This is a genomic window from Cupriavidus pinatubonensis (assembly GCF_019602855.1).
Classification (GTDB): Bacteria; Pseudomonadota; Gammaproteobacteria; order Burkholderiales; family Burkholderiaceae; genus Cupriavidus; species Cupriavidus pinatubonensis.
The window spans coordinates 1,356,778-1,380,082 of sequence record NZ_CP080766.1; the positions used below are offsets into that span (position 1 = coordinate 1,356,778).

At 65.3% G+C, this 23,305-nt stretch carries 19 protein-coding genes; 17 read left to right on the forward strand and 2 right to left on the reverse strand.

Annotation, left to right across the window (positions count from 1 at the left end):
- Positions 1–55 precede the first annotated feature (55 nt).
- The 8 genes from K2O51_RS06210 (at position 56) to K2O51_RS06240 (ending at position 8,474) form a co-directional block, all read left to right on the forward strand.
- Positions 56–1,342, forward strand: a complete 1,287-nt coding sequence (locus K2O51_RS06210; protein ID WP_140951101.1) for an alpha/beta fold hydrolase — start codon at positions 56–58, stop codon at positions 1,340–1,342.
- 41 nt (positions 1,343–1,383) lie between these two features.
- The gene (locus tag K2O51_RS06215; protein ID WP_011301594.1) at positions 1,384–2,040 is read left to right on the forward strand and encodes a VOC family protein; all 657 of its coding nucleotides are present in this window, start codon (positions 1,384–1,386) and stop codon (positions 2,038–2,040) included.
- The gene (locus tag K2O51_RS35120) at positions 2,037–2,309 is read left to right on the forward strand and encodes a hypothetical protein (RefSeq protein ID WP_011301593.1); all 273 of its coding nucleotides are present in this window, start codon (positions 2,037–2,039) and stop codon (positions 2,307–2,309) included. Before K2O51_RS06215 ends, K2O51_RS35120 begins: the two co-directional genes overlap by 4 nt.
- 15 nt (positions 2,310–2,324) lie before the next feature.
- Positions 2,325–4,022, forward strand: a complete 1,698-nt coding sequence (locus tag K2O51_RS06220; protein WP_220630640.1) for an AMP-binding protein — start codon at positions 2,325–2,327, stop codon at positions 4,020–4,022.
- Complete coding sequence (locus K2O51_RS06225; RefSeq protein ID WP_280640414.1) at positions 4,019–4,777, forward strand: maleate cis-trans isomerase family protein; 759 nt, start codon at positions 4,019–4,021, stop codon at positions 4,775–4,777. The genes K2O51_RS06220 and K2O51_RS06225 overlap by 4 nt, the downstream gene beginning before the upstream one ends.
- Before the next feature lie 10 nt (positions 4,778–4,787).
- Positions 4,788–5,921, forward strand: a complete 1,134-nt coding sequence (locus tag K2O51_RS06230; protein ID WP_220630641.1) for an FAD-dependent monooxygenase — start codon at positions 4,788–4,790, stop codon at positions 5,919–5,921.
- An 82-nt stretch (positions 5,922–6,003) separates the two neighbouring features.
- A complete protein-coding gene (locus tag K2O51_RS06235; protein WP_220630642.1) occupies positions 6,004–7,410 on the forward strand; it encodes an MFS transporter in 1,407 nt (468 codons plus the stop codon).
- 206 nt (positions 7,411–7,616) lie between these two features.
- Positions 7,617–8,474, forward strand: a complete 858-nt coding sequence (locus tag K2O51_RS06240; RefSeq protein ID WP_220629951.1) for a GntR family transcriptional regulator — start codon at positions 7,617–7,619, stop codon at positions 8,472–8,474.
- Between the two features lie 276 nt (positions 8,475–8,750).
- On the opposite strand, the gene K2O51_RS06245 is transcribed toward K2O51_RS06240, so the two are convergent.
- On the reverse strand, positions 8,751–9,032 hold the full coding sequence (locus K2O51_RS06245; RefSeq protein ID WP_245001774.1) for a DUF6130 family protein: 282 nt from the start codon (positions 9,030–9,032) through the stop codon (positions 8,751–8,753).
- A 231-nt stretch (positions 9,033–9,263) separates the two neighbouring features.
- Between K2O51_RS06245 and K2O51_RS06250 the strand changes: the two genes are divergently transcribed.
- Together K2O51_RS06250 and K2O51_RS06255 are read left to right on the forward strand one after the other, a co-directional pair.
- Positions 9,264–10,271 (forward strand): alpha/beta fold hydrolase, encoded by a 1,008-nt coding sequence (locus K2O51_RS06250; protein ID WP_220629952.1) that lies wholly within the window; start codon positions 9,264–9,266, stop codon positions 10,269–10,271.
- Between the two features lie 237 nt (positions 10,272–10,508).
- Positions 10,509–11,597 carry a helix-turn-helix transcriptional regulator gene (locus K2O51_RS06255; RefSeq protein ID WP_220629953.1) on the forward strand — a complete coding sequence of 363 codons (1,089 nt, stop codon included), beginning with the start codon at positions 10,509–10,511 and terminating at the stop codon, positions 11,595–11,597.
- Here the strand turns inward: K2O51_RS06255 and K2O51_RS06260 are convergent.
- Positions 11,582–12,412: an avidin/streptavidin family protein gene (locus tag K2O51_RS06260; protein WP_011301584.1), complete on the reverse strand. Its 831-nt coding sequence runs from the start codon at positions 12,410–12,412 to the stop codon at positions 11,582–11,584. The genes K2O51_RS06255 and K2O51_RS06260 overlap by 16 nt on opposite strands.
- A 229-nt stretch (positions 12,413–12,641) precedes the next feature.
- On the opposite strand from K2O51_RS06260, the gene K2O51_RS06265 reads away from it, so the two are divergent.
- The 7 genes from K2O51_RS06265 (at position 12,642) to K2O51_RS06295 (ending at position 23,272) form a co-directional block, all read left to right on the forward strand.
- Positions 12,642–15,317 (forward strand): winged helix-turn-helix domain-containing protein, encoded by a 2,676-nt coding sequence (locus K2O51_RS06265; protein ID WP_220629954.1) that lies wholly within the window; start codon positions 12,642–12,644, stop codon positions 15,315–15,317.
- A gap of 224 nt (positions 15,318–15,541) precedes the next feature.
- Positions 15,542–17,620: a hydantoinase/oxoprolinase family protein gene (locus tag K2O51_RS06270; protein WP_220629955.1), complete on the forward strand. Its 2,079-nt coding sequence runs from the start codon at positions 15,542–15,544 to the stop codon at positions 17,618–17,620.
- Positions 17,621–17,637: 17 nt separating this feature from the next.
- On the forward strand, positions 17,638–19,296 hold the full coding sequence (locus K2O51_RS06275; protein ID WP_140951626.1) for a hydantoinase B/oxoprolinase family protein: 1,659 nt from the start codon (positions 17,638–17,640) through the stop codon (positions 19,294–19,296).
- 34 nt (positions 19,297–19,330) lie between these two features.
- Positions 19,331–20,716: an aminopeptidase P family protein gene (locus K2O51_RS06280; RefSeq protein ID WP_245001775.1), complete on the forward strand. Its 1,386-nt coding sequence runs from the start codon at positions 19,331–19,333 to the stop codon at positions 20,714–20,716.
- Positions 20,717–20,797: 81 nt separating this feature from the next.
- Complete coding sequence (locus K2O51_RS06285) at positions 20,798–21,685, forward strand: hypothetical protein (RefSeq protein WP_140951628.1); 888 nt, start codon at positions 20,798–20,800, stop codon at positions 21,683–21,685.
- Positions 21,686–21,700: 15 nt separating this feature from the next.
- On the forward strand, positions 21,701–21,853 hold the full coding sequence (locus K2O51_RS06290; protein ID WP_181184497.1) for a hypothetical protein: 153 nt from the start codon (positions 21,701–21,703) through the stop codon (positions 21,851–21,853).
- Positions 21,854–21,886: 33 nt separating this feature from the next.
- Entirely contained in the window at positions 21,887–23,272 is a 1,386-nt protein-coding gene (locus tag K2O51_RS06295; protein WP_011301578.1) for an MFS transporter, read from the forward strand.
- The last annotated feature ends 33 nt before the right edge of the window (positions 23,273–23,305 follow it).

Here is a 23,305-nt window from a genome sequence, read left to right on the forward strand (position 1 = left end):
GAAAAAATTTACGCCCACGTCGAAAAATGGACTATTCTGTAAAAAACGGAGTGAGATGATGACAAGCCCCCAGACGCCCCCCAACGCTTCTCCCGCCGCACGCGGGCCGATTGCAGGTTTTCTGAACACCGACTGGAACCCCCGCGACGTGCCAGCCGGCACGGTCACGCGCAACGTCGTGCTGCGCACCGAGGACGGCGCGGCCACCGGTGGTTCGCTGTATGCCGCAGGCCAGCCCGACACGGTGGTCTGCATCATGCATCCGCGCGAGTTCATGGCTTGCCACTACCTGATTCCCGACATCGTGGAAGCCGGTTATGCAGCCTGGTCGCAATCGCCGCGCAGTGTCGGCAACGACCAGCGCCTGGAGCACGAGTTCGCGCTCTATGACGTGGCGGCCGGCGTGCGATTCCTGCGTGAAGCGGGCTTCCGCAATATCGTGCTGCTCGGCAACTCGGGCGGCAGCGGCCTGTATGCGCTGTACGTCCAGCAGTCGAACATTGCACCCGAGGCACGCATTGCGCGGACGCCGGGCGGCCGCGCGACGAACCTTGCATCGGCATTGCTGCCGGCCGTGGATGGCGTGGTCTTCGTCGCACCGCATCCGGGACAAGGCATGCTGCTGCAGTCCTGCATCGACCCGTCCGTGACCGATGAGCGCGACCCGCTTTCCGTCGATGCTGCGCTCGATGCGTTCTCGGCGGCCAATGGATATGCGCCGGCTCCGCAGTCGTCCGCGTATCACGCCGACTTCGTCGCGAAGTACCGTGCCGCGCAAGAAGGACGCGTACAGCGTCTCGACCATCTTGCCAAAGCGATGATTGCCGAGCGCATGGACGCCCGTGCCGAAGTGAAGCGCAACCCGGGCACAGTCAGCGATGCCGTGCGCCGGCGCGCCGCCCACACGCAACTCTTCACCGTGTGGCGCACCGACGCCGACCTGCGCTGCTTCGATCTGTCGCTCGATTCGTCGGACCGCAAATACGGCTCGCTCTGGGGCTCTGATCCGTTTGCGTCCAACTATGGATCGGTTGGATTCGCACGCGTGTGCTCGCCCGAAAGCTGGTTGTCGACGTGGTCCGGCCAGTCGTCGAACGCCGCGCTGTCGCGCACGGCGCCTGCCATCCACCAGCCGACGCTGCTGATCGAGTACACGGCCGACCAGGCCTGCTTCCCCAGCGTCATCGCGGACATCTTCGAAAGCCTCGGCAGCGCCGGCAAACAGCATCACCGCGTGCGTGGCGACCACCACGGCCGCGCGCTTGCCAGCGGTGAGGAGCCCGGCCGCTACGCAGCGGGACGCTTGCTGCAGACATGGCTGCGCGAAACCTTCCCGCAGTAACGCCCCCAACACATACCGCCCCCCGATCCGGAGACACAACGATGTATGCAAGGACCGCCCCACCCGACGCCGCCGCGCCGCTGCGCCTGCACGGTGTCGACCACACTGCCCGGCCCACCTGGCGCCTGAAGGAGACCGTCACGTTCTATCGCGACATTCTTGGGCTGCCGCTGATCCACACGATCTCGGCACGCGGCTGGGGGCCTTCGACGCACCCCGATTTCCTGCACTTTTTCTTCGACAGCGGCAAGGGCAGCACCATCGCATTCTTCTACTACCTTGGCAGTGACGCGCCCGAAGCGCTCGCGGGCCGCGACACCCGCCCGCCGCTGCCGGACGATCACGTGTTCGACGCGACCCACACGGCATGGCTGGTTGACACGCAGGAAGAGCTGCTGGCGTGGAAAACGCGCCTGGAAGCACGTGGCGTGGTGGTGTCCGCGGAAACCGCACACGAGGTGATCGAGTCGATCTACTTCCGCGACCCGAACGGCTACTTCATCGAGATCACGCGCAAGCTGCGGCCGCTGGCCGCGCTTGATGCGCGCGACGCCGATGCGACGCTAGCCGCCGCGATCGAACTGGAAGACGAAGCCCGTGCTGCGCAAAAGCGCGTGACGTCGATCGACGATATCTGGATGCGCAAGGCGGAGATTATTGGCCGTCGCCTCAACGTGGAGCAGGAGTGTCACGCATGAGCCAGTCCGCCCTGCGCATTTTTGTGCTGAACGTGCCCGAGTTCGCATCGCTGACGGAGGCCGCGCGCCGCCTGCCGGCATGCCGCCTCAGCGACGTTGGCGACTACACCGTGATCGCGTCCGATGAGCCGGTCGAGTTCGGGCGCCGCGCACTGGGCCTTAAGCCTGCTGTCTGGTATGGCCTCTTTACCGGCGGCCTCGACGGCAGGATCGAGCGATTCGACCGCGATATCGTGCGCATCGTGCCGCGCGATGCCGCGGCGCAATGAGTTCCGGAGGCCATCATGACCGGCATTCATTTCCCGATTGAAGGCGTGGCGTACTGCCCGCCGGCAGACGCTGAACGGTACTTCAGAAGCGGTGCATGGATCGACGACACGCTCGGCGGCGCACTGCGCAAGACCGCACGGCGCGCGCCGGACCAGGCCGCGTTCATCAGCGACGAGCGGACGATCACGTTTGCGGAACTCGATGCGCTCAGCGAGCGCCTCGGCGCCGCGCTGCACCAGCTCGGCCTGCTTCCGGGCGACCGTGCCATCTTCCAGATGGGCACCACGATCGACTCGGTCATCGCGCTGATGGGCTGCTACAAGGCAGGCGTCGTTCCCGTGTGCGCGGTGCCGCAATACCGTGAAGTCGAGATCGGCCAGCTTTCCGCGCAGTCGGAACCCCGCGCCTACTTCGTGCAAGCCGATTTCAGTGCATTCGACCTGACCGGCTTTGCCCGCGGCATGGCGCAGCGCCACCCGTCGATCGAACACCTGTTCGTCGCGCGGGGCGGCAGTCCTGCGGCACAGGGCCAGGTTGCCGAACATGGCATGGATGCGCTCATCGAGTCGATCCCTTACGAACAGGCTGTCGAAGTGCTGGCCGGCGTTCCGATCGGCAGCGAGGACGTGCTCAGCTTCCAGCTTTCCGGCGGCACGACCGGCGTACCGAAGATCATTCCGCGCTTTCATGCCGAATATATCGGCCATGCGCTGGCCTGCATGCGCCAGCTCGGCCAGACCGCGCAAAGCCGGCTGATCTGGTCGCTGCCGCTGCTGCACAACGCGGGACAGGTCTACGTGCTGGTGCCAGCGGTGGCGGGTGGCATGACGTCGGTGCTGATGCCGCGCGTCGATATCGCGCGGATGCTGGAACTGATCGAACAGCATCGCGTCACGCATGGCATGTCGATTGGCCCGGTCGCGCCGCAGATGATCGCGTACCAGGACATCGCGCGGCACGACCTGTCGTCGCTGGAGCTGTTCGGCACGATGACGCGCGCCGATGCGCTCGAAGCGCATCTCGGCGTGCCCTGCTTCAACCTGTTCGGCACCACCGAAGGATTGCTGCTCGGTGGCGGCGCGCGCTTCCCCTCCGCGATGCGACATCGCACCCAGGGCTTCTCTGGTTGCCCCGATGACGATCTCCGCCTGCTGGTGCCCGGCACGGACGAAGCTGCTGCACCGGGAACGCCGGGCGAACTCTGCTTCCGTGGCCCGTCGAGCCTGCGCGGCTACTACAAGGCGCCGGAGGCCACCGCGCAGTCCCTGACCGCGGACGGGTTCGTTCGCTCCGGCGACCTCATGACCGAGCACGTGATCGACGGCTACCGTTGCTTCGCATTTGAAGGCCGCCTGCGCGACAACGTGAACCGGGGCGGCGAAAAGATCGGCTCTGAAGAAGTGGAGGCGTATGTCAGCCGGCATCCGGCAGTCGCGGATGCCAAGCTCGTCGCGATGCCAGATCCGCTGTACGGCGAAAAGGGTTGCATCTACGTGATCCTGCGCGCGGGCCACGTAGCGCCCGATGTGACCGAACTCGCAGCATTCCTCGTAGAACAGGGACTCGCGAAATTCAAATGTCCCGAGCGAATTGAAGTTGTCGCCGAGTTTCCGGTGACGCGGGTCGGCAAGGTCGACAAGGCCGCCTTGCGCGCCATGGTCGCGCGCCAGCTTGAAAACGAAGCCACGGAATTGGGAAGGAAGTCAGCATGAAGAGCCGTACTTACCGAATCGGGCAGATCGTGCCCAGCTCCAACACCACGATGGAGACCGAGATTCCCGCCATGCTGCGCGCCCGGGAACAGATCCTGCCGGAGCGCTTCACGTTCCATTCGAGCCGCATGCGCATGCACCGCGTGGTGCGCGAAGAACTGGAGGCGATGAACCGCGAGGGCCTGCGCTGTGCCGCCGAACTGGCCGACGCACGCGTGGACGTGATGAGCACCGCGTGCCTGGTCGCCATCATGGCGATGGGTCCCGGCTATCACCGCCAGGTTGAACGGGACCTGCTGCGCGTGGCGCGAGAAAACCACTGCGAGGCACCGGTCATGACATCGGCCGGCGCGCTGGTGGCAGGATTGAAGGCGATGGGCGCGCGCCGCATTGCGCTGATGGCACCGTACATGAAGCCGCTGACGCAGGCCGTCGTGCAGTACATCGAGCATGAAGGCATCGAGGTGCTGGATGCGTTGTCGTTCGAAATCCCCGACAACCTCGAAGTCGGCCGCCGCGATCCCATGCAGTTGCTGGATGACGTCAAGCGGCTGAACACGGCCAATGCCGACGTCGTGGTGTTGTCCGCCTGCGTGCAGATGCCATCGCTGCCGGCCATCCAGGCCGCGCAGGATGCCATCGGACTTCCGGTCACGTCCACCGCGGTCTGCACGGTGCGCCAGATGCTCGAGCACCTGGACCTTGCCCCCATCGTCCCCAATGCTGGTGCGGTTCTGGCGCCGGCTAGCAAGTAAGAGGCTTACCATGAATGTCGTCGTCATCGGAGGCGGCCCCGCCGGCCTGTACTTCTCGCTGCTGCTCAAGCAGCGCCACCCGGAAGACCATATCGTCGTGCACGAGCGCAACGAAGCAGGCGCGACGTATGGATGGGGTGTCGTGTTCTCCGACATCGCGCTGTCGTTCCTGCAGGACGCCGATCCGGCGTTCTTCAAGAAGTTCACCGCACATCACCAGCGCTGCGACCATATGGAGGTGATCCACCGTGGCGTGGCGGTGCCGTTGCGCGGCAACCATTTCTCGCGTACCTCGCGCATCGACCTGCTGCGCGTGCTGCAGGACGCGTGTACCGAAGCTGGTGTCGAGATTCGCTACGGCAGCCGCGTGAACGATCCGGCGGAGTTGCCCGAGGCGGACCTGATCGTGGCGGCAGACGGCATCAACAGCGAGGTGCGCACGCGGCTCGCCGAACATTTCCAGCCGAGCTTCGAGGTTCGCCGCAACAAGTTCGCGTGGTATGGCACGCATCAGCTGTTCCATCCTGTTTCGCTGATCTTCCGCGAGACCGAGTACGGCGTGTTCATCGCGCACTCGTACCAGTACAGTGATAAACACTCGACGTTCCTGGTGGAGGTGGACCCGGATACCTGGCAGCGCGCCGGGCTGGACACGGCAACCGAGGAAGAAAGCCGCGCGTTCTGCGAGAACGTGTTTGCCGACGATCTCGGCGACCATGCACTGCTCGGCAATCGCTCGAACTGGTTCCAGGCCAGCGTGGTGCAGAACGCGCACTGGTCGCACGGCAAGGTGGTGCTGCTCGGCGACGCGCTGCGCAGCGTGCATTTTTCGCTGGGCTCAGGCACCCGCATGGCCATGCAAGATGCCATCGCGCTGTGCGATGCGGTCTGCTCGCATCGCGACGACGTGCCGGCTGCGTTCCGGGCATTCGAAGATTCCCGCCGGGACGCTTCGGCGAAGTTCCAGGACGCCGCCCGTCGCAGCCTGGACTGGTATGAGTCCGTCGACCGCAAGATGCATCTCGACCCCATCGCGTTCGCTTACGACTACATGCTGCGTACCGGCCGCGTGACGCACGAAGACCTGCGCGAGCGCGACCCCGAGTTCATCACCCGCGTGGAAGCCGCCGGCAACGCCGCGTAGTCCTTCACCGTCGCACAAACCCGTAGCACCCGCACAAGCCGCAGCATAGCGGCTGTGCGCTGACAACATCCCAGGAGACAACATGACCGCCCCATCCGCCCCCAACGGCGCGGCTCCCGCGCCTGCGCGCAACGCCGTCAACGTCCGCGAGTTCATCGACGCCGCGCGGCTTTCGCCCCTGCAGTTGCGCATCATGCTGCTGTGCTTTGCGATCGTCGCGCTCGATGGCTTCGACATCGCCATCATCGGCTTTCTCGCGCCCCATATCCGCAGCGAATGGTCGCTGTCCATGGTCGCATTGGGACCGCTGTTCTCGGCCGGCCTGCTCGGGCTGATGACCGGGGCCTTCCTCTGCGGCCCGCTGGCCGACCGCATCGGCAGGCGCCGCGTGCTGATCCTGTCGGTCGCCTGGTTCGGCGCGGCATGTGCTGCTTCCGCTGTGGCACCCGGCATCGGCTGGCTGATCGCGCTGCGCTTCCTGACCGGCCTTGGCCTTGGCGGTGCCATGCCCAATGCCATCACGCTGACGGCGGAGTTCAGCCCTTCACGTCGGCGGGGAACCTTGCTGACCGTGATGTTCTGCGGGTTCTCGCTTGGCTCGGCGATCGGTGGCGTGGTGACGGCCTACCTGATCGACCAGGTCGGCTGGCGTGGTGTGCTGGCGCTGGGCGGTGCGCTGCCGCTGGCGCTAGTGCCCGTACTCGCGCTGGCATTGCCGGAATCGGTGCGCTACCTCGCCACGCGTGAAGGCATGCAGGCGCGGATCGCCGCCATCCTGGCGCGCATCGACGCGCGCCGAATCACGGCCGACATGCACTACGTCGCCGACGAACCTGAAGGCCCTGGCTCGCCGGTCAGCCAGCTGTTCGCACCGCGCTACCGGATGGGGACGCTGTGGCTCTGGCTCGCATTCTTCTGCAGCCTGCTGTTGCTGTACCTGATGATCAACTGGCTGCCGATCCTGGTTCAGCGCAGCGGCCTTTCGCTGAAAGAGGCATCGATGCTTGCAGGCCTGCTGCAGGGCGGCGGCGTGCTCGGTGCCATCGTGCTGGGCATGCTGCTTGACCGGTTCAACCCGTATGCGGTGGTGGCCGGCGCCTACACGCTCGGCGCGATCTCGGTGGCATGCCTGGCTTCTGTGAGCGCACCGCTGGCGATGGCCGCGGCGATCTTCGTCACGGGCTTCTGCGTCAGCGGATCGCAAGTCTGCGCCAATGTGCTGGCGTCGGCGTTCTATCCGACGTCGAGCCGGGCAACCGGCGTGGCATGGGCGCTCGGCATCGGGCGCGTGGGCGCCATCGCAGGCTCCCTCGGCGGAGCCGTGCTGTTGTCGGCGGGATGGAGCAATGCCGCGCTCTATTTGCTGCTGGCGATCCCGGCCGTCGCCGCGGGGATCGGCATTTTCCGGGTCGGCCGCGTGCAGGTCGCCATAGGGGCCGAGGAGCGGGACACCACTTCGAACAATCCGCAGGACGTCGTGCAGGCCTGAACGCCCGGCAAATCGCTTCTTTTCAGGCGCGCCGGACATCACAGTCAGCGGCCACGCGTTTCCGGAAGTCCCACAGGGGCGCGATCCAGGCTTCACACCGGTCGCGGGTGAGTGCCCTGCCAAACACTGGGGCAAGCAGGTACTTGGGAGAACCAGCGCCCATCGACTAGCTTGAAAACCGTGGTTGCGTTTGCGGGGAGCCGGAAGTGAAGAGCATCATAGGGCGTCTGGCCACGATTGGGGCTGTGGCTTTCGCCGCGAGTCTTTGTGGTACAAGCGTCGCGCGCGCCTCGGACATCGACTGCAAATCGGCTGCCCAAGGTTCTTCGGTCCATTGTGAAGACCCGCATGGCGAAGGTATGCGTTGCAGCGTGGACACCAACGCGCCCCCATCGCGCGGGCGCCAAGCGCACCGGATCTGCGAGTCGGCCACGTTGGCGGCGCGCTACGAGCGCATCTACGCTGAACAGCAGAGGATGTTGCATAAAGGCACCATGCTGGACGCGGACGTTACAGCGTGGCGCGCCAAACGCGACGCCTGCGATTCGGTACGCTGCCTGGAAAGCCTGTTCGCCAGGTTCTGGCGGGAGCGAGATGCGATGCGAAACGCGCCGCGCCACCAGGTTTCACCACCCCCCGCTCCTACCGCTATGCCAGACTCGGTCAGGCATGAGCCGGTGCCGATGACTCCGCCGATACCGCAGGCGCAGGAAGCGCCAACGTCGACCCAGCCGCCTGCCACTCAGGCCACGCCAGAACCCACCGAGCTCACCCGCCCGAGCGCGCCGCCTATGGCAACACCGGCTGTCACACAAGCCCCTGCCAGCCCGCTCGCGAAGGACATGAACGACACTCCGGACCAACCTAAACCCGCCGCACTTGCTCTGGAGAGCCTGGCTTCCGGGCTTGCCATCCTGGGCGTGGGCGCGGGATTCCTATGGACTCGCCGTACCGCACGTGCACAGGATAGGCCGTGTGCCGCTGTCCCGGTGGCCATGGTTATCGCTTATGGCTTGCTCTTATTGAATGTACTGCTGCTGCCGTTCACGCTTGGATTGAAATAAGTGCGCGGGTCATGAGCGTGGCGCGGCCGCGTCTGAAACTGCCAAACGGTGCATGAACGGAAGGAAATCCAACGATCGCCTACGGGACCCGGGCGCGCGCGGAAGCCACCCGGCGCGCCATTCCGCTGTGCTTCGAGGGCGCCGAGCCCAATGTCTTCCACAAAACGGAGTGGGTGGATGCGGGACAGGTCCCGCAACTGTCTCCCACGATCTTCCTCGTCGAGCAGCCGCCGAACTCGGAGCATCCGCCTACATGCCTGCGTCCGTCGAGAATCGTCAATGCTGATGTGAAGACGGCGCACGCAGATCGGGAACCGTGACAGCCACCACTTCGGTCGCCAGGATCTTGTGATTGGGATCGGCAAGCTCCAGTCGGAGCTTGTGCGGTCCCGCCGGAAGGCCCACCACGATGACAGGATCCTCACTGGTATGCGCCCATGTGGCCGGGCCCTGATCGACAGTCACATGTAAGTGACCGACGCGCGGCGACACCTGCGCGGCAGCCTTGCCGAAGACGGGACATGGTGTGTTTCCAATGAGGGACAAAGGTGCATTCACGTGTGATTCGGCGTGAATCGCACCGCTGCGAAGAATAGGCTCATGGAAACGCGGGCGTTGGGGCTTTTTGTACGCCAATGTATCAAGCGGGATTGGGAAACATGACGATACGTTTGGTGCATGCCGCTGCTACAGCCGCGACACATCCTGTTCCTTTAATGCTCGTCAGGCAGCCGACACTGTTCCACCGGAAAGCGTCTGCTGCCATCGGCTCACGAAAAGGCGACAGGCATGACAACGCAATCCATTTCTCATCGATCGATCCGGCTGGCAGGAACCGCCGCCGCGGCACTGCTCATGGGCACCACGGCAGGCCACGCGGCAAATAGCACGGCAGACAGCACCACAGCTCGCACGACAGGCGCGCAGGACATCCGGCCGGCACTGGACATTGGCCGGCTCGATATCAGTCCAGACATCCAGCTGCGGCGGATGGTGGTGCGCAATGCCAGCGCCAAGGGAACCGTGCTGCTCCTGCACGGCTTTCCGGAGACCGCGCTTGCGTGGCATGACATCGCGCTGAAGCTGGGCACCGACTATGAAGTCCATGCTTTCGACTGGCCGGGCTACGGCGAATCATCGCGTCCTTCCGCGGGCAGGTTTTCCTATGCGCCACGCGACTACGCCAACATCCTGAAAAGCTATGTCGACGCCGCTGGCATCGACAAGCGCAATCTCGTGATCTATGCGACGGATATCGGCGCCCTGCCTGCGCTTCTTGCAGCGATCGACGACCCGGCCATAGCCAGGCGCATCATCGTTGGCGACTTCGCGCCGTTCAACCGGCCCCAATACATGCAGGAGCGCCTGCAGGGATTGAAAGACCCGAACACGGCGCCAGCCGTGCGGGCGGCCTTCAACCAATCACGCGACGAGATTCTGGAGAACGCCTTCACGCGAGGCCTCCCTGCCACCTCGCAATACAAGCTGAGCGCGGAGTACAAGGCCGATCTGGCCCGCGGCTGGCAGAACGGAACGCTGACATCGGCCGACGCGTTCTACCACTACTACGCTCACTTCACGCGTGACCAGAACGCCTTCGAGGCAACCCTTGCCAGGCTCCAGACACCAGTCAAGGTGGTGTGGGGTGAACAGGACATCTACATCCGAAAGGAAATGGGCGCGGAGCTTGCACAGAGGCTGAACGCGCCGTTGCACGTTTTGTCCGGCGTGGGGCATTACCCGCATCTGCAGCAGCCGGAACACACCATCGACGAAGTGCGCGCATCGTTCGAGTGAGCACCCGACGCCGCATTCGCCCGGCCTGCTTCGAGAACAAGCCGGGCGCTCGTCCACGCCCGATTGTTGCGCGGGCGCCATCCCCACAAGAGTAGGGAGCCCGGAATCGGGGCTCAGAATACGTCGGTCTGCTACGCTACCCCCAACTGCGAGAGCCCGCAGTCACGCCGTACCAAAAGCCTGGCGACCATGATCAGGCAAGGATATGAATCATCAGGCATAAGGGGGAGCCTAACCGTGCATGCGTCTGTCCAGTTCCACAGAGCCATGGAGGCAGTCGCGTGCATTGCCGACGAGACGCCGCCCTGGTCCGATATCCTGACCGTCACACGCGACCTGATCGGGGCCGATTCGGGCTCGCTGATCATGCTCGACGGTGACGGCGACCTGCTTCATGTCAGCCACATCGGGCTGGCCGACTCCACATTGCAAGCGTACGAGCAGCATTTTCACAAGGTGGATTTGCTCGCGCATGCCGCGGCAAGGCAGGACGCCGGCCAATGGATCGACACCGACGAAGCCATCGCGCGCCAGACGCTGCTGCGCTCGGAGTTCTATAACGACTACTTGCGCAAACACGGCCAGAACCAGATTGTCGGGCTGCTGCTGGAGCGCAGCAGCACGCGCATGACCGCGATGAGCTTCCAGCGCGCGACGATCGAGCCTGGCATTCGTGAGCGGCTGGGCAGCGGTCACATCGGCGAATATGTCCGTGCATTCCAGACAGCGCTGGCGCGAAAGCAGCAATTGATCGCCGAGGACGTCGGGCTTCTGGCGGAAACCTTCGATGCGTTCGGAGACGCAATCTGCCTGGTGTCACGCGGCGGCGCTGTCATTCGCATGTCGCCGCTGTGCGAAACGCTGCTCGACAACCGTCAGGGCCTGACTGTCAGGCGGGGCCGACTGTTCCATCCGAACGGTGCGGTGTACGCGCATCTGCTCGACAAGCTCGGCCTTGCGATTCAGGGCAAGATCCGCACGAAAGCAGTAGTCGGCCTGTCATCGGGAGATACGATTGTCGTCGATATCTCCCCGGCACCGAAGAAGCTGCAGATGGTTGGCGAACCGCTGGGGCTGGTACGCTTGCGCCGGAACACGGAAGGCCGGAACATCGATTTGTCCGCTCTGATCGCAACCTTCGGCATTACGCCGGCCGAAGCGCGCGTGCTGGCCGCACTGGTGAGTGGCCGTACGCCGCTCGAGTACGCAGCGGAACATGCGGTGTCCGAGAACACTGTTCGCAAGCAGATCGCCAGCCTGAAAATCAAGATGCACTGCAGCCGTGTTGTCGACCTGGTGCGAATGGCGATTCAGTCAGCGACCTGAGCAGGCATCTTGGCGTGGGCCCAGGCCTTTGGCAGCAGAAAGTACTCCACATGCGATGCGGAAGTCTGCGCGTAACGGTCGCCTGAAGTGGTGGATCGGCTTGACAGGCTGAACAGCTGGAGCGTGCCGCGCGCCGCATCGAGCGTGCCGGACATCGCCGCCACCGTGCCCGCGCCCGGATCGGCGACCGCCAGCGAGACGGCATGCCGCGAAACAGCGGTCCCGCTTCCACTGGTGATGAAACCCGTCACTGGCACTTCATGCCCTTTGCACGACAGCACGCCCGATACCTCGGCAAACCCCGCGTCAGGCAACAGGCCCGCAACCAGCTTCAACACCGTGCCGTCGCCACCGCACCATTCGCCAGCAAGAGGATGGTTCATGGTGGCAGCGGCAGGCCGCACGATCGCGGGCGCAGATGGCGGGTTGGCGCACCGCCGGTAACTCAGCTTGTCTATGTAGTGGCCCGCAGGCATCAGCCCGGGAAAATCGCCCGACGCCATCAGCAGATGGGACAAGGTCAGGACTTCCTCGCCATCCACCACGCTGAGCTGCCCGCTCAGGCCGGACGTCCACTGCCAGCTCGGATCGGCCTGCTCGCCGCCAAGCGAATGCCAGCAGATCGACAGCGCGACCGGCTGGCCGTGGTCCAAGCTGACTGCCTGCGCAGCGGCGAACCCCGCGACGAGATAGCTGCCGACAGAGCCGGTCGATGACCGGTAGAGGCCCCGCAAGGCTCCCGGGGCGACGCCGTCCCCGACCGAAAGGGTCATCAGCGACCCGTATTCGTTGCGCCATGTTCCAGCGATCGACATCCCGTTGTCTCCTCATGATCGGGGTGCGGACGGCGAGCACGTCGGCAACCGCATTCCCTGGCGAGCGCCGAGCATAGGCGAAGGAAGGGCAGCACGTCTTAGCACAGGCGGGTAGTCCGGGACCGGAAGGTTCGGGTGCCTACCCGAACGGGTAGTATCGTCAGGGAAGATGCTGAGGCAGGCGCTGCGCTGCCATGCCAAGCTCGCGGCACGACTCCCCCTCAGAATCATGCATACCGAAGACCGCGACGACGACAACCATGCCTGGATGTGGTTCGGAAAACTCGCGCCGCCGCATACGCAGCTCGAAACCGTACCGCGAGATGCCTTGCTGGCAGACATGCGCGGGCACGCCACATGTGCGCTTGCGCTACTGGTTTCCGCACCCGGTTTCGGCAAGACCACGCTGCTCTCGCAGTGGCGCAGGTGCCTGCTGCAGGCCTCGGACGGCGCGTGCGTCGCCTGGCTTTCGCTTGATGAAGCGGATGCCGAGGTCAACCGCTTTCTTGCCTACATGCTGCTCGCGCTGGAAGAGGCGGGGCTCGATATCGACGGCCTGTCCCCGCTGGCGCGTTCGCAGCGGCTTGACGAGCAGCCCCAGCGCACCGTGGCCGCGCTGCTGCAGGCACTGGCGCGGCACGGACGAGCTGTGACGCTGATTCTCGACGACTACCATCGCGCGGAATGCGCCGCCGTTGACGAAGCGCTGCTGACGCTGCTCGAACGCGGTGGCCGCTGGCTGCGGCTCGTGGTGTCTTCGCGCAACCGGCCGTCGTGGCCCCTGGCGGCCCTGCGCGCGCGCGGACTGGTGCATGAACTCGATGCAGCGAGCCTGACGCTGTCGATGGCGGAAGCCAGCCAGATCTTCGGGGCTGCGCTGGAGGGACCGGCACTGGCCACGCTGCACGCCAAGACCGAAGGCTGGGCCGTGGCGCTGCAGCTTGCGCGGTTGTGGCTGGCACGCGGCAGCGGCTCGGCCTTCGGGTTGCCATCGTTCTCGGGCCGCGTGTCGGAGGTTGCCGAGTACCTTGCCGAGCAGATCGTCGACAACCTGCCGGCGGACTGCCGCGAGTTCCTGCTGGAAACGTCGCTGCTGGAACGCTTCAACGCCGACCTGGCCGACGTGGCGCGCGGACGCGACGACAGTGCCAGGATGCTGACCCGGCTCTCTCAGTTCGACGCGTTGCTGGTCCCGCTCGATCCCGGCCGCAGCTGGTTTCGCTATCACCTGCTGCTGGCCGACTTCCTGCGCGCGCGACTGCCTGCCGCGCGTGCCAGGGAAATCCATCGCGCCGCAGCGGGTTGGCTCGCGCGCAACGACGATCTGGTGCAAGCCGTCTCCCACGCGCGCGCCGGGGACGATACGGCCCTCGCACTGCGGCTCGTGGTCGACGCGGGCGGCTGGGAACTGGTGTTGCGCAAGGGCATCCGCTACACCGAGAACCTGCTGAGCCAGTTCGACGAACTGGCCACGCGCGCCGAGCCCGAGCTGACTCTGATGCATGCGTACCTTCAGGCCAAGCTCGGCAAGGAAGCGCTCGCGCTGGAACTGCTGCGGCTGGCGCATGTGGCAGCGCAGGATACGCCTGCGCTCAAGCGCGACTACGGCGCCATCGAAGCGGTGGTCCATGTCTACTTCGACATCTTTGACGATTACGAGCGCTGGCCCGTCAGCGGCAATGCCGCCCAGCAACGCATTCCGGACGACCCGCTGGCGCAGGGCATCCAGCTTTGCGCAAGGGCCGTGGGCTCGCTTGCATGGGGCCGCATGGACGATGTCATGCAGGCCGTTCGCGCGGCGCGCGTGCAGATGCAACTGATAGCAAGCCCACTCGGGGAAAACTACTGTCTGATGCACGAAGCGCTGGCGCTTGCCATGACGGGAGAGATGGCGTGCTCGCGCCAGCTCCTGAGCGACGCGCTCCGACAGGCCGAGGCGAACTTCGGCACGGACAGCTCGCTGAAGGGCATCGTCGGCTGCTTCTGGGCGCAGCACCTGTACTGGCAGGGCGAATGGAAAGAGACGCCGCCATGGATCCGCGACGGCAACGCGACGCTGGAACGGACCGATGGCTGGCTCGATGTGTTTGCATCCCATGCGGAGGTCGCGTGGCGCACCGCATTGCGCCTCGAAGGTCTGCAGCCGGCACTGTCCGTACTCGATGACGCCGCGCGCACCGGTCGCGAGCGCCACCTCGACCGGCTCGTGCATCTGGTGCAAGCGTGGCGCGTGGACCTGCTGTCGCAATGCGGACTCGCGGCACAGGCATTGCAGGAGGCCCGAGCCGCGGACCTCGAATCGGCTGCGGCGCACTCGCCCGTACCGGGCCTCGGGTGGCGGCGCCTGGAGGCAGTCACGCTGGCGCTCGCGCGGCTCGCGCTGGCAAACGGCGCCTCCGCGGCGGCGCAGGCACGCCTGGAAGCGGCAGCCGGCGTGTTCGAGCCGGCCGGCCTGATGCTGCCCGCGTGGCGGTTGCGGCTGCTCGCGCTGGTCGCGCGCCGCAAGGCGCAGGACGGCAACGTGGCACCCGCGCTCGTGGAGGCCGCCATGGCGCCCGTCGTCCGCTTCGGCTTGTCGGGGCTGCTGCTGGAGACAGGACCCGCGATCCTGCCGATCCTACCGGATGCCAACAGCGAGGCGGGCCAGTCTCTTGGCGCTGCGGTATCGCAGCTGCGCGGCTGGCAGGCGCATCCGGTACGCCGGCGTGCGCAGTTCAGTGCCAAGGAGATGCAGGTACTCGCGCTGCTCGCGAGTGGCCAGTCCAACAAGGCGATCGCGCGCGGGCTCGATGTCTCCGAGAACACTGTGAAGTTCCACCTGAAGCAGATCTTCCAGAAGTTCGGTGTAGACAATCGAGCGGGGGCCGTGAGCCAGGCCATGCAGCAGGGACTGCTTTCGCCGTAGCAGGGCCCGAACGGACCGTCGCCCCGTTTCAGGGGTTGCCCTCACCAACCTACCCGGGCGGGTAGCCATCCGCCACCCTGCCGCAACTCCCACCTGCCGCCGTTGTTGAGCGGCTCCCCAGCTCTTCCTAGAGTGCCTGCCAACGGCCGGAACCGAAAGAGTTCCGCCTGTCAGGCAACCGGCGCGGCAACGCCGCCGCGCCCGAATTCTGCTAGGAGAAGCAATTGACGCAACAGCGCAATACCGTCCGCGTAGCCACCGACGTGGGCGGCACCTTCACTGACCTCGTCTACTTCGAGTTCGATCCTGCCACGGGCACGCAACGCATCCGCACGGCAAAGTCCGACACCACGCCGCCCAACTTCGAGCAAGGCATCCTCAACGTCCTGCGCAAGGCCGACGTCGATCTCGAAGAGGTCAGCTTCCTCGCACATGGCACCACCGTCGTGATCAATGCGCTGACCGAGCGCCGCGGCGTGCGCACCGGCCTCATCACGACCGAAGGCTTTCGCGATGTGCTGGAGATCGGGCGCGCCAACCGTCCCGACTTCTTCAACCTGAGCTGGGTCAAGCCATCGCCGTTCGTGCCGCGCTATCTGCGCCGCGAAGTGCCGGGCCGCATCCATTTCGATGGCGCAGAGCGCCAGCCGCTCGACCTGTCAGGCGTCGCGCAGATCATCCATGACTTCCGCAGCGAAGGCGTGGAAGCCGTCGCCATCTGCCTGATGCACGCATACGCCAACCCCACGCACGAGCAGGCCGTGCTGGCCGAGGTTCGCAAGCTGTGGCCCGAGGCCTCGGTCGTCGCGTCGCACCAGATCACGCGCGAATGGCGCGAATACGAGCGCACCAGCACGGCCGTGCTCTCCGCTTACGTGCAGCCAATTGCAGCGCGCTATCTCAGCAACCTCGAAGACGGCCTGCGCGCCAATGGCTATCGCGCACCGCTGTATGTGATGCAGTCCAACTGCGGCGTCGACACCGTGGCGCGCGCACGCGAAATCCCCATCACGATGGTCGAGTCCGGTCCCGCCAGCGGCTTCTGGGGCGCGGCGGAACTCGGGCGCCTGATCGGCGAGCCGAACGTGCTCGCGCTCGATATCGGCGGCACCACCGCCAAGTGCTCGCTGATCGAGAACGGACAGGTCGCCATCAAGACGGACTACTGGATCGAACGGGACCGCACCAGCGCGGGCTATCCGATCATGGTGCCAGTGGTCGATCTGGTCGAAATCGGCAACGGCGGCGGCTCCATCGCCTGGACCGACGACTTCGGCAAGCTGCATGTCGGCCCACAATCCGCCGGCGCATCGCCGGGGCCCGCCGCGTACGGCAACGGCGGCACCCGTGCCACGACGACCGATGCCAACCTCGTGCTCGGCCGCATCAACCGCGACTACTTCTGCGGCGGCGAAATCCAGGCCGACATGGGCGCCGTCGATCGCGCGCTGCAGCCGCTGGCCGAGCGTCTGGGCCTGTCAGGCGAGGACGTGGCCCGCGGCATCGTGCGCATCGCCAACGACAACATGGTCAATGCGCTCAAGCTGGTCTCGCTCAATCGCGGTCACGACCCGCGCGAGTTCACGCTGGTGGCATTCGGCGGCGGCGGTGCCATGCACGCGGTTGCACTGGGACAGGAGCTTGGCGTGAAGAAGGTGGTGATTCCGCGCGGCGCATCGGTGTTCTCGGCGTGGGGCATGACCATGTCGGATCTGCGCCGCGACATGTTCGCCAACCGCTTCTTCGAAGCGAGCCGCGACGGCGCGACAAGCTCGGCACAGGCTCTGCTCGAAGAACTCGCGCAGTCAGCACGGCAGCAGTACGCACAGGAGGATATCGACCCGTCCCAGGTACGCGTGGCCCTGCATTGCAGGCTGCGCTACCAGAACCAGGAGCATGCGGTGGAGGTGCAGTTGCTGCCCGGAGAGCGAGTCGATGCCGAGTGGGCGGCCATTGCCGAGCGCTTCCATGCGCTGTACGAGCAGCAGTACACGTACCGGCTCGATGCCCCGCTTGAGATCGTCGGCTTCCATGTGGTCGCGGTCGCCGAGATCGGCAAGCTCGACCTGGATGAACTGCCGCTCAGCGGCGCAACGCTCGACGCAGCCATCAAAGGCAAGCGGCTCGTCGACTACGCGCTCGAAGGCATCCACGAAGCCACCATCTACGACAGCGTGCACCTGGAACCAGGCATGGCCTTCGACGGCCCGGCGATTGTCGAAGACCCCGGCACGACCATCGTCGTGCATCCGGGCAACCGCGCCAGCGTCGACCGCCTCGGCAACCTCCACATCATCCTCTGAGGGCGAGGAAAACCATCATGAGCCGTACCGATATCTTCACGCTGGAAATCATCCAGAACTCGCTCCAGGCCATTGCCGACGAAATGTTCGCCGCCATGCGCAAGACCGCGATGAGCCCGATCATCTACGAGGTGCTCGACATGGGCACGGGCATCACTGATGCGCAGGGACAGATGGCGAGCTCGGGCTCCGGCATTCCGGCCTTCGTCGGCGTGCTGGACAAGGCCGTGCGCTGCGTGCTGGCGCAGTATTCGCAACCCGGTGACATCGAGCCGGGCGACATCTTCATCACGAACGATCCGCACACCGGCGGTGTCACGCACCTGAACGACGTGGTGCTGACCATGCCGGTGTTCGCCGGTGACCGGCTGGTCGCATGGACCGCCAATATCGCGCACTGGAACGACGTGGGCGGCATGGTGCCCGGATCGCTGAGCACCGATGCGACCGACATCTTCCAGGAAGGGCTGCGCCTGACCGGCGTCAAGCTGATCTCCGGCGGCAAGCCAGTGCGTCCGGTCATGCAGATCCTGCGCGCCAACACGCGCATGCCTGACTTCATGGAAGGCGACCTTTGGGCCGGCATTGCGGCGGTGCGCGGCGGCGCGGGACGGATCGTCGAGCTGACGCGCAAGTACGGTGTCGATGCCTTCGTCGCGGCGATTGGCGACTTCATGGACCACGGCGAGCGCGTCTCGCTCCATGCGCTTGCCGACGCGCCGCGCGGACGCTTCACGATGGAAGAACTGCAAGACGACGGCCAGACGTTCCGCGTGACGGTCGAACTCTCCGGCAACGAGATGATCATCGATCTGTGCGACAACCCCGCCCAGGCGTGCGGCCCTACGAACCTGAGCCGCGACGGCACCATCGTGGCGACGCAGATGGCGTTCAAGGCCGTCACTGCGCCGCAGGCCGCGACCAATGGTGGCACGTTCCGTCCGCTGAAGGTGCTGACGAAGCCCGGCACGCTGTTCGACGCGAGCATGCCGGCCGCGGAGGGCTTCTACTTCGAGAACCTGATCCGCGTCTATGACCTGATCCTGCGCTGCCTTGCCGCGCACATGCCGGAACGCCTGCCCGCAGGCAATTTTGCATCGGTCTGCGCGACCATCATCGGTGGCGTGCATCCGGACACCGGCCGCGCCTTTACGCTGGTCGAGCCCGAGATCGGCGGCTGGGGCGGCGAGGCCGGCCGCGACGGCAACAGCGCGATGTACTCGGGCCTCCATGGCGAGACCTACAACTGCCCCGCTGAAATCTGCGAGGCCCGCTACGGGTTGTATGTCGATGGCATGGCCCTCAACGATGAGCCGGGCGGCTACGGCCAGTACCGCGGCGGACTCGGCATCCGCATCGACTACCGCGTGCGCGCCGACGACACCTTCCTGACCTGCGGCTACACGCGCTCGCAAGTCCCGCCGTGGGGCCTTGCAGGCGGCCGCGACGGCACGCCGAACTATATCGAGGTGCTGCGCAAGGATGGCCGCAGCGAGCGGCACGCCATGGTCAGCGGCCTGATGCTGCAACAGGGCGACGTCATCCGCGTGCGTACCGGTGCGGGCGGCGGCTACGGCGCCCCTGCCAGTCGTTCGCCCGAGGCCGTGCGCGACGACGTGCGCAACGGCTACCTGAGCGCGGCGCAGGCCCGTGAAATCTACGGCGTCACGGTCTGACATGGGCTGCGCCATCGAACCTATCGGCGTTCCCATGTTTGACAAGGGCGTCTACCAGGCACGCCGTCGCCAGCTGCGCGAGCGCGTCGGCACGGGTCTGCTGCTATTTCCCGGCAATGACCACTGCGCCATCAACTTCGCGCATAACCCGTATCCGTTCAGGCAAGACTCGACCTTCACCTACCTGTTCGGCATTCGCCGCCCCGGCCTGGCCGCATTGATCGATGCCGATAGCGGTGCGGAAACGCTGTTCGGCGACGACGCCACCGCTGACGATGAGCTGTGGCTCGGTGCACAGCCTCGCCTCCATGCGCAGGCCGAACGTGCGGGCATTGCCAGTGTACGGCCGTTGTCGGAGATCGAAGCCGTGATCAGCACTGCCCGCAGTCAGGGGCGCACCGTGCACTACCTGCCTTCTTACCGGCACCAAACGACGCTCGATCTCGCCCGATGGCTTGAGCTGCCGGCGGCATCCGTCGCGGCAAAGTCGTCCGTCGCACTGATCCGCGCAGTGGTCGCACTGCGCGAGATCAAGAGCGCGGGCGAGGTATCCGAAGTCGAGAAGGCACTCACCGTGACGCACGCCATGCACCTTGCCGCCATGCGCATGAGCCGCCCCGGCGTGGTCGAGCGCGAGGTGGTCGCGGAGATGCGCCGCATTGCGCAATGCCACGACGTGCAGGAAGCCTATGCACCCATCTTCACGCGGCGCAAGGAAGGGCTGCATGCGCAGGTCTATGACATGCAGCTTGCGGCGGGCGACCTCGTCATCAACGACGCGGGCGCCTGCAGCGCCATGGACTACGCCAGCGATGTCACGCGCACGCTGCCTGTTGGCGGCCGCTTCAGCGCCAGGCAGCGCGAACTGTACGAACTGCTGCTGGCGGCCCAGCTTGCCGGTATCGCCGCCATGCGTCCCGGCTTGCGCTATCTCGACCTGCACAAGGCGGTCAGCGCGGCGATCGTGCGCGGCATGTGCGAGATGGGCTTCTTTCGCGGCGATCCGGAGGAGATCGTCGCGGCCGGCGCCCATGCCATTTGCTTTCCGCATGGGCTGGGTCACCAGCTCGGCCTTGATGTCCATGACATGGAGGCGCTGGGCGAAGACCACGTCGGCTACGACGACGAAGTATCGCGCAGCGGCCAGTTCGGGCTGCGCTACCTGCGCATGGGCAAGCGCCTGCGCGAAGGCATGGTCATGACGATCGAGCCGGGCATCTATTTCATGCCGGCCCTGATCGACTGCTGGCGCGCCGAGCAACGGCACGCCGCACACATCTGTTACGCGCGCTTCGACGCCTACCGCGATTTCGGCGGCATGCGCGTCGAGGATGTGGTGCATGTCGGCGGAAAGAGCGCGCGCGTGCTCGGCCCGCACATCCCGAAGACGGTGGCCGAGGTCGAGGCGGCCATGCCGTAGTCATTCCGTTCGTCGCAGCATCCTGCGGCCGCCCGGCCAATCCGCATGCCGCAGCGCTTTCCTACCACTGAGAGAGAGATCTTGAAGGCATCTTATTTGCCGCGCATTTGCGCGTCGGCCGCGCTCGTCCTGACGTCGGGCATTTCGGCCACTGCCCATGCCGACCAGTTCATCGGCTTCGGCCAGCCCGGCACCCCGGGATCGTGGGCCGTCGAGGCGTTTCCCGTCATCAACCGCAGTGCCGGCGGCAATGTCCGCGCCGGCGCCAATACCGTCCTTGCGTACTTCTCCAAGACCGGTTTCACCGGAACTACGCGCGACCAGATCGAAGTCTGGGCAGGCGCCATTCCGGGCTATGCCACGCCCGTCGGCGGCTCCGATACCGCAGCGGGCATTGCATCGCCGAACATCGGCCTCGAGTACTACTACAACGTCGTGGAACCGAAGGGGGAGTATGGCTCGCCCAACTACACCACGTTCTGGACCAGCCCGACGCTGATGATCGAGTTCCCCAACGGGAACAAGGACGTATCGGGATTCGGGGCGGGTGGCAACCGCTATGCATACAGTTTCAGCATCGCGAACTATGTGCAGGTCGGCAAGTGGGGCATGACATTCACGCCGGTGGGGCTGTACTACGCGGACCGTGCACGCAACGCAACAGACATGGGCAATGGCGACTTGCGCAGACTGCGCGGAGGCCTGAGCCTGTGGTTCGCGGATATCGCCGCCGGTTACCAGGTCACGCCGTCGCTGTGGCTGGGTGTCCACCACATCTACAGCATCTTCAACCACAGCGCGACTGATTTTGCCGAATCGCGCGAAGGCAAGATCGGTCCGTCTCTGACGTACACGGGGCTGTCGAAGTATGGCGTGGTGATCGCGGCCAACGTGAATTTCGGCTACTACCACTCGGCGAACCTGCCGCACGCGAATTCCCTGACCATGGCGCTCGTAAAGAGCTTCTGACCGAGGCACCAACGCATGAAGACAAACCAACCTGCACAGGCCGTTGATGTACCGGTCTCGGTGCGCAGTCTCAATCCCACCGGGTCACCCGCGTGCGAACAGCCAATTGCCGGGGCGTTCTGGCTGTTCAAGGGACCGGTGCCGGTCGCCCATGTCGTGCGAGCCTGATCCCACAAGCAAAGAGAAAGAGGAGACATCCCCATGAGCGATCTATCGCCAAGCGTGGCGGACGCGGTGCGCAATGCGCCGTCGCACCGCACAGTTCCAGCTACACACACAACGGACTCCATTGCCGTCGGCAAGCTGTTCGAACAATTTCCACTGACCCGCGAACACCTGAAGAGTTGCCTCGCGCTGTTCATGGTCTTTGCCATCGAGGCGTGGGAGATGATGATCATCGTCTACACCGCGCAGCTGATCGGCAAGGAGTTCCAGCTCGACGCCGCGGCGCTTGGCAACCTGATCGGCGCGATCTTTGTCGGCATGCTGATCGGCTCGCTGTGGTGGGGCAAGATCTCGGATCGGATTGGCCGCAAACGCGCCATCATTCTGAGCCTCGTGCTCTACGGGCTGATTTCCGTTGCCAGCGCCATGGCCACGAGCTACGGCATGCTGTACGCGCTGCGCCTGCTCTCAGGCATCGCGGCCGTCGGCATGATGGTGGTGACGTTTGCCCATTTCGAGGAACTACTGCCGGTGAAGGTACGGGGTACCTGTACCGTGTACCTGGCATCGGGCTGGCCCGTCGGGATGCTGATGGCGCTGGGCGTATCGATGTGGCTGCTGCCGTGGGGCTGGCGCGGCATCATCGCGGTGAGTTCGCTTGCAGCGGTATGGGCGTTCGTCGTGGCGCGGTGGGTGGAGGAATCTCCGTACTGGCTGGCCGCGGTTGGCCGCGACGACGAGGCAAAGGCCGTGATCGGCAGGCTGAGCCGCGGCGCCGTGATCGTGCCGCCCTCGACGCGGCTGCACGTGGAAAAAGGCGCTCACGGTGGCACGCACCGCGAGTTGTTCTCCGGGTCGGCGCTGCGCATCACGCTGCTGCAAATCGCAGTCAACTTCACGTTCTCGTGGGGCTACTGGGGCCTGCAGACCTGGCTGCCAACGCTGTTGCAGCAGCGCGGCCTGAACCTGCCGCAGAGCTACGGCTTCATCGCGATCTCGGCAATCTGCATGATCCCCGGCTACATTGCAGCGTCCTTCCTGACCGGAAAATTCGGCCGCAAGCGCGTGATTGTCGGCTTCGTCGGCATGTCCGTGATTGCCGGCTACGTGTTCGCGAATGCGCAAACCATGGAAATGCTGTACGCGGGCAACTTCGCGCTGGCCTTCTTCAGCATGGGCGCGTGGGGCGTGTGGGATACGTGGATCGGTGAACTGTATTCCACTCGGTTGCGCACGCTCGGCTACAGCTGGGCGGTGTTCGCGCAGCGCGTCGCCAATATTGCGGCACCCAGCCTGATCGGCATGCTGCTGGTCCGTGGATGGTCCTTCAACACGACGACGACGATGATCAACGCATTCATGCTGGCGACGGTGCTGCTGGCGCTGTTCATGCCTGAAACTGAGGGCAAGGAATTGGACTAGCGTTGCCAGCGCAGCGGCCGCCGGCAGATAGTT

Excerpts from the sequence above, each read along its gene's own strand:
- K2O51_RS06215 (WP_011301594.1), top strand. The coding sequence starts at position 1,384 with ATGTATGCAAGGACCGCCCCACCCGACGCCGCCGCGCCGCTGCGCCTG.
- K2O51_RS06290 (WP_181184497.1), top strand. The coding sequence starts at position 21,701 with ATGAAGACAAACCAACCTGCACAGGCCGTTGATGTACCGGTCTCGGTG.
- K2O51_RS06225 (WP_280640414.1), top strand. The coding sequence starts at position 4,019 with ATGAAGAGCCGTACTTACCGAATCGGGCAGATCGTGCCCAGCTCCAAC.
- K2O51_RS06230 (WP_220630641.1), top strand. The coding sequence starts at position 4,788 with ATGAATGTCGTCGTCATCGGAGGCGGCCCCGCCGGCCTGTACTTCTCG.
- K2O51_RS06280 (WP_245001775.1), top strand. The coding sequence starts at position 19,331 with ATGTTTGACAAGGGCGTCTACCAGGCACGCCGTCGCCAGCTGCGCGAG.
- K2O51_RS06275 (WP_140951626.1), top strand. The coding sequence starts at position 17,638 with ATGAGCCGTACCGATATCTTCACGCTGGAAATCATCCAGAACTCGCTC.
- K2O51_RS06265 (WP_220629954.1), top strand. The coding sequence starts at position 12,642 with ATGCATACCGAAGACCGCGACGACGACAACCATGCCTGGATGTGGTTC.
- K2O51_RS06260 (WP_011301584.1), bottom strand. The coding sequence starts at position 12,412 with ATGTCGATCGCTGGAACATGGCGCAACGAATACGGGTCGCTGATGACC.
- K2O51_RS06295 (WP_011301578.1), top strand. The coding sequence starts at position 21,887 with ATGAGCGATCTATCGCCAAGCGTGGCGGACGCGGTGCGCAATGCGCCG.
- K2O51_RS06210 (WP_140951101.1), top strand. The coding sequence starts at position 56 with ATGATGACAAGCCCCCAGACGCCCCCCAACGCTTCTCCCGCCGCACGC.
- K2O51_RS06220 (WP_220630640.1), top strand. The coding sequence starts at position 2,325 with ATGACCGGCATTCATTTCCCGATTGAAGGCGTGGCGTACTGCCCGCCG.
- K2O51_RS06250 (WP_220629952.1), top strand. The coding sequence starts at position 9,264 with ATGACAACGCAATCCATTTCTCATCGATCGATCCGGCTGGCAGGAACC.
- K2O51_RS35120 (WP_011301593.1), top strand. The coding sequence starts at position 2,037 with ATGAGCCAGTCCGCCCTGCGCATTTTTGTGCTGAACGTGCCCGAGTTC.
- K2O51_RS06235 (WP_220630642.1), top strand. The coding sequence starts at position 6,004 with ATGACCGCCCCATCCGCCCCCAACGGCGCGGCTCCCGCGCCTGCGCGC.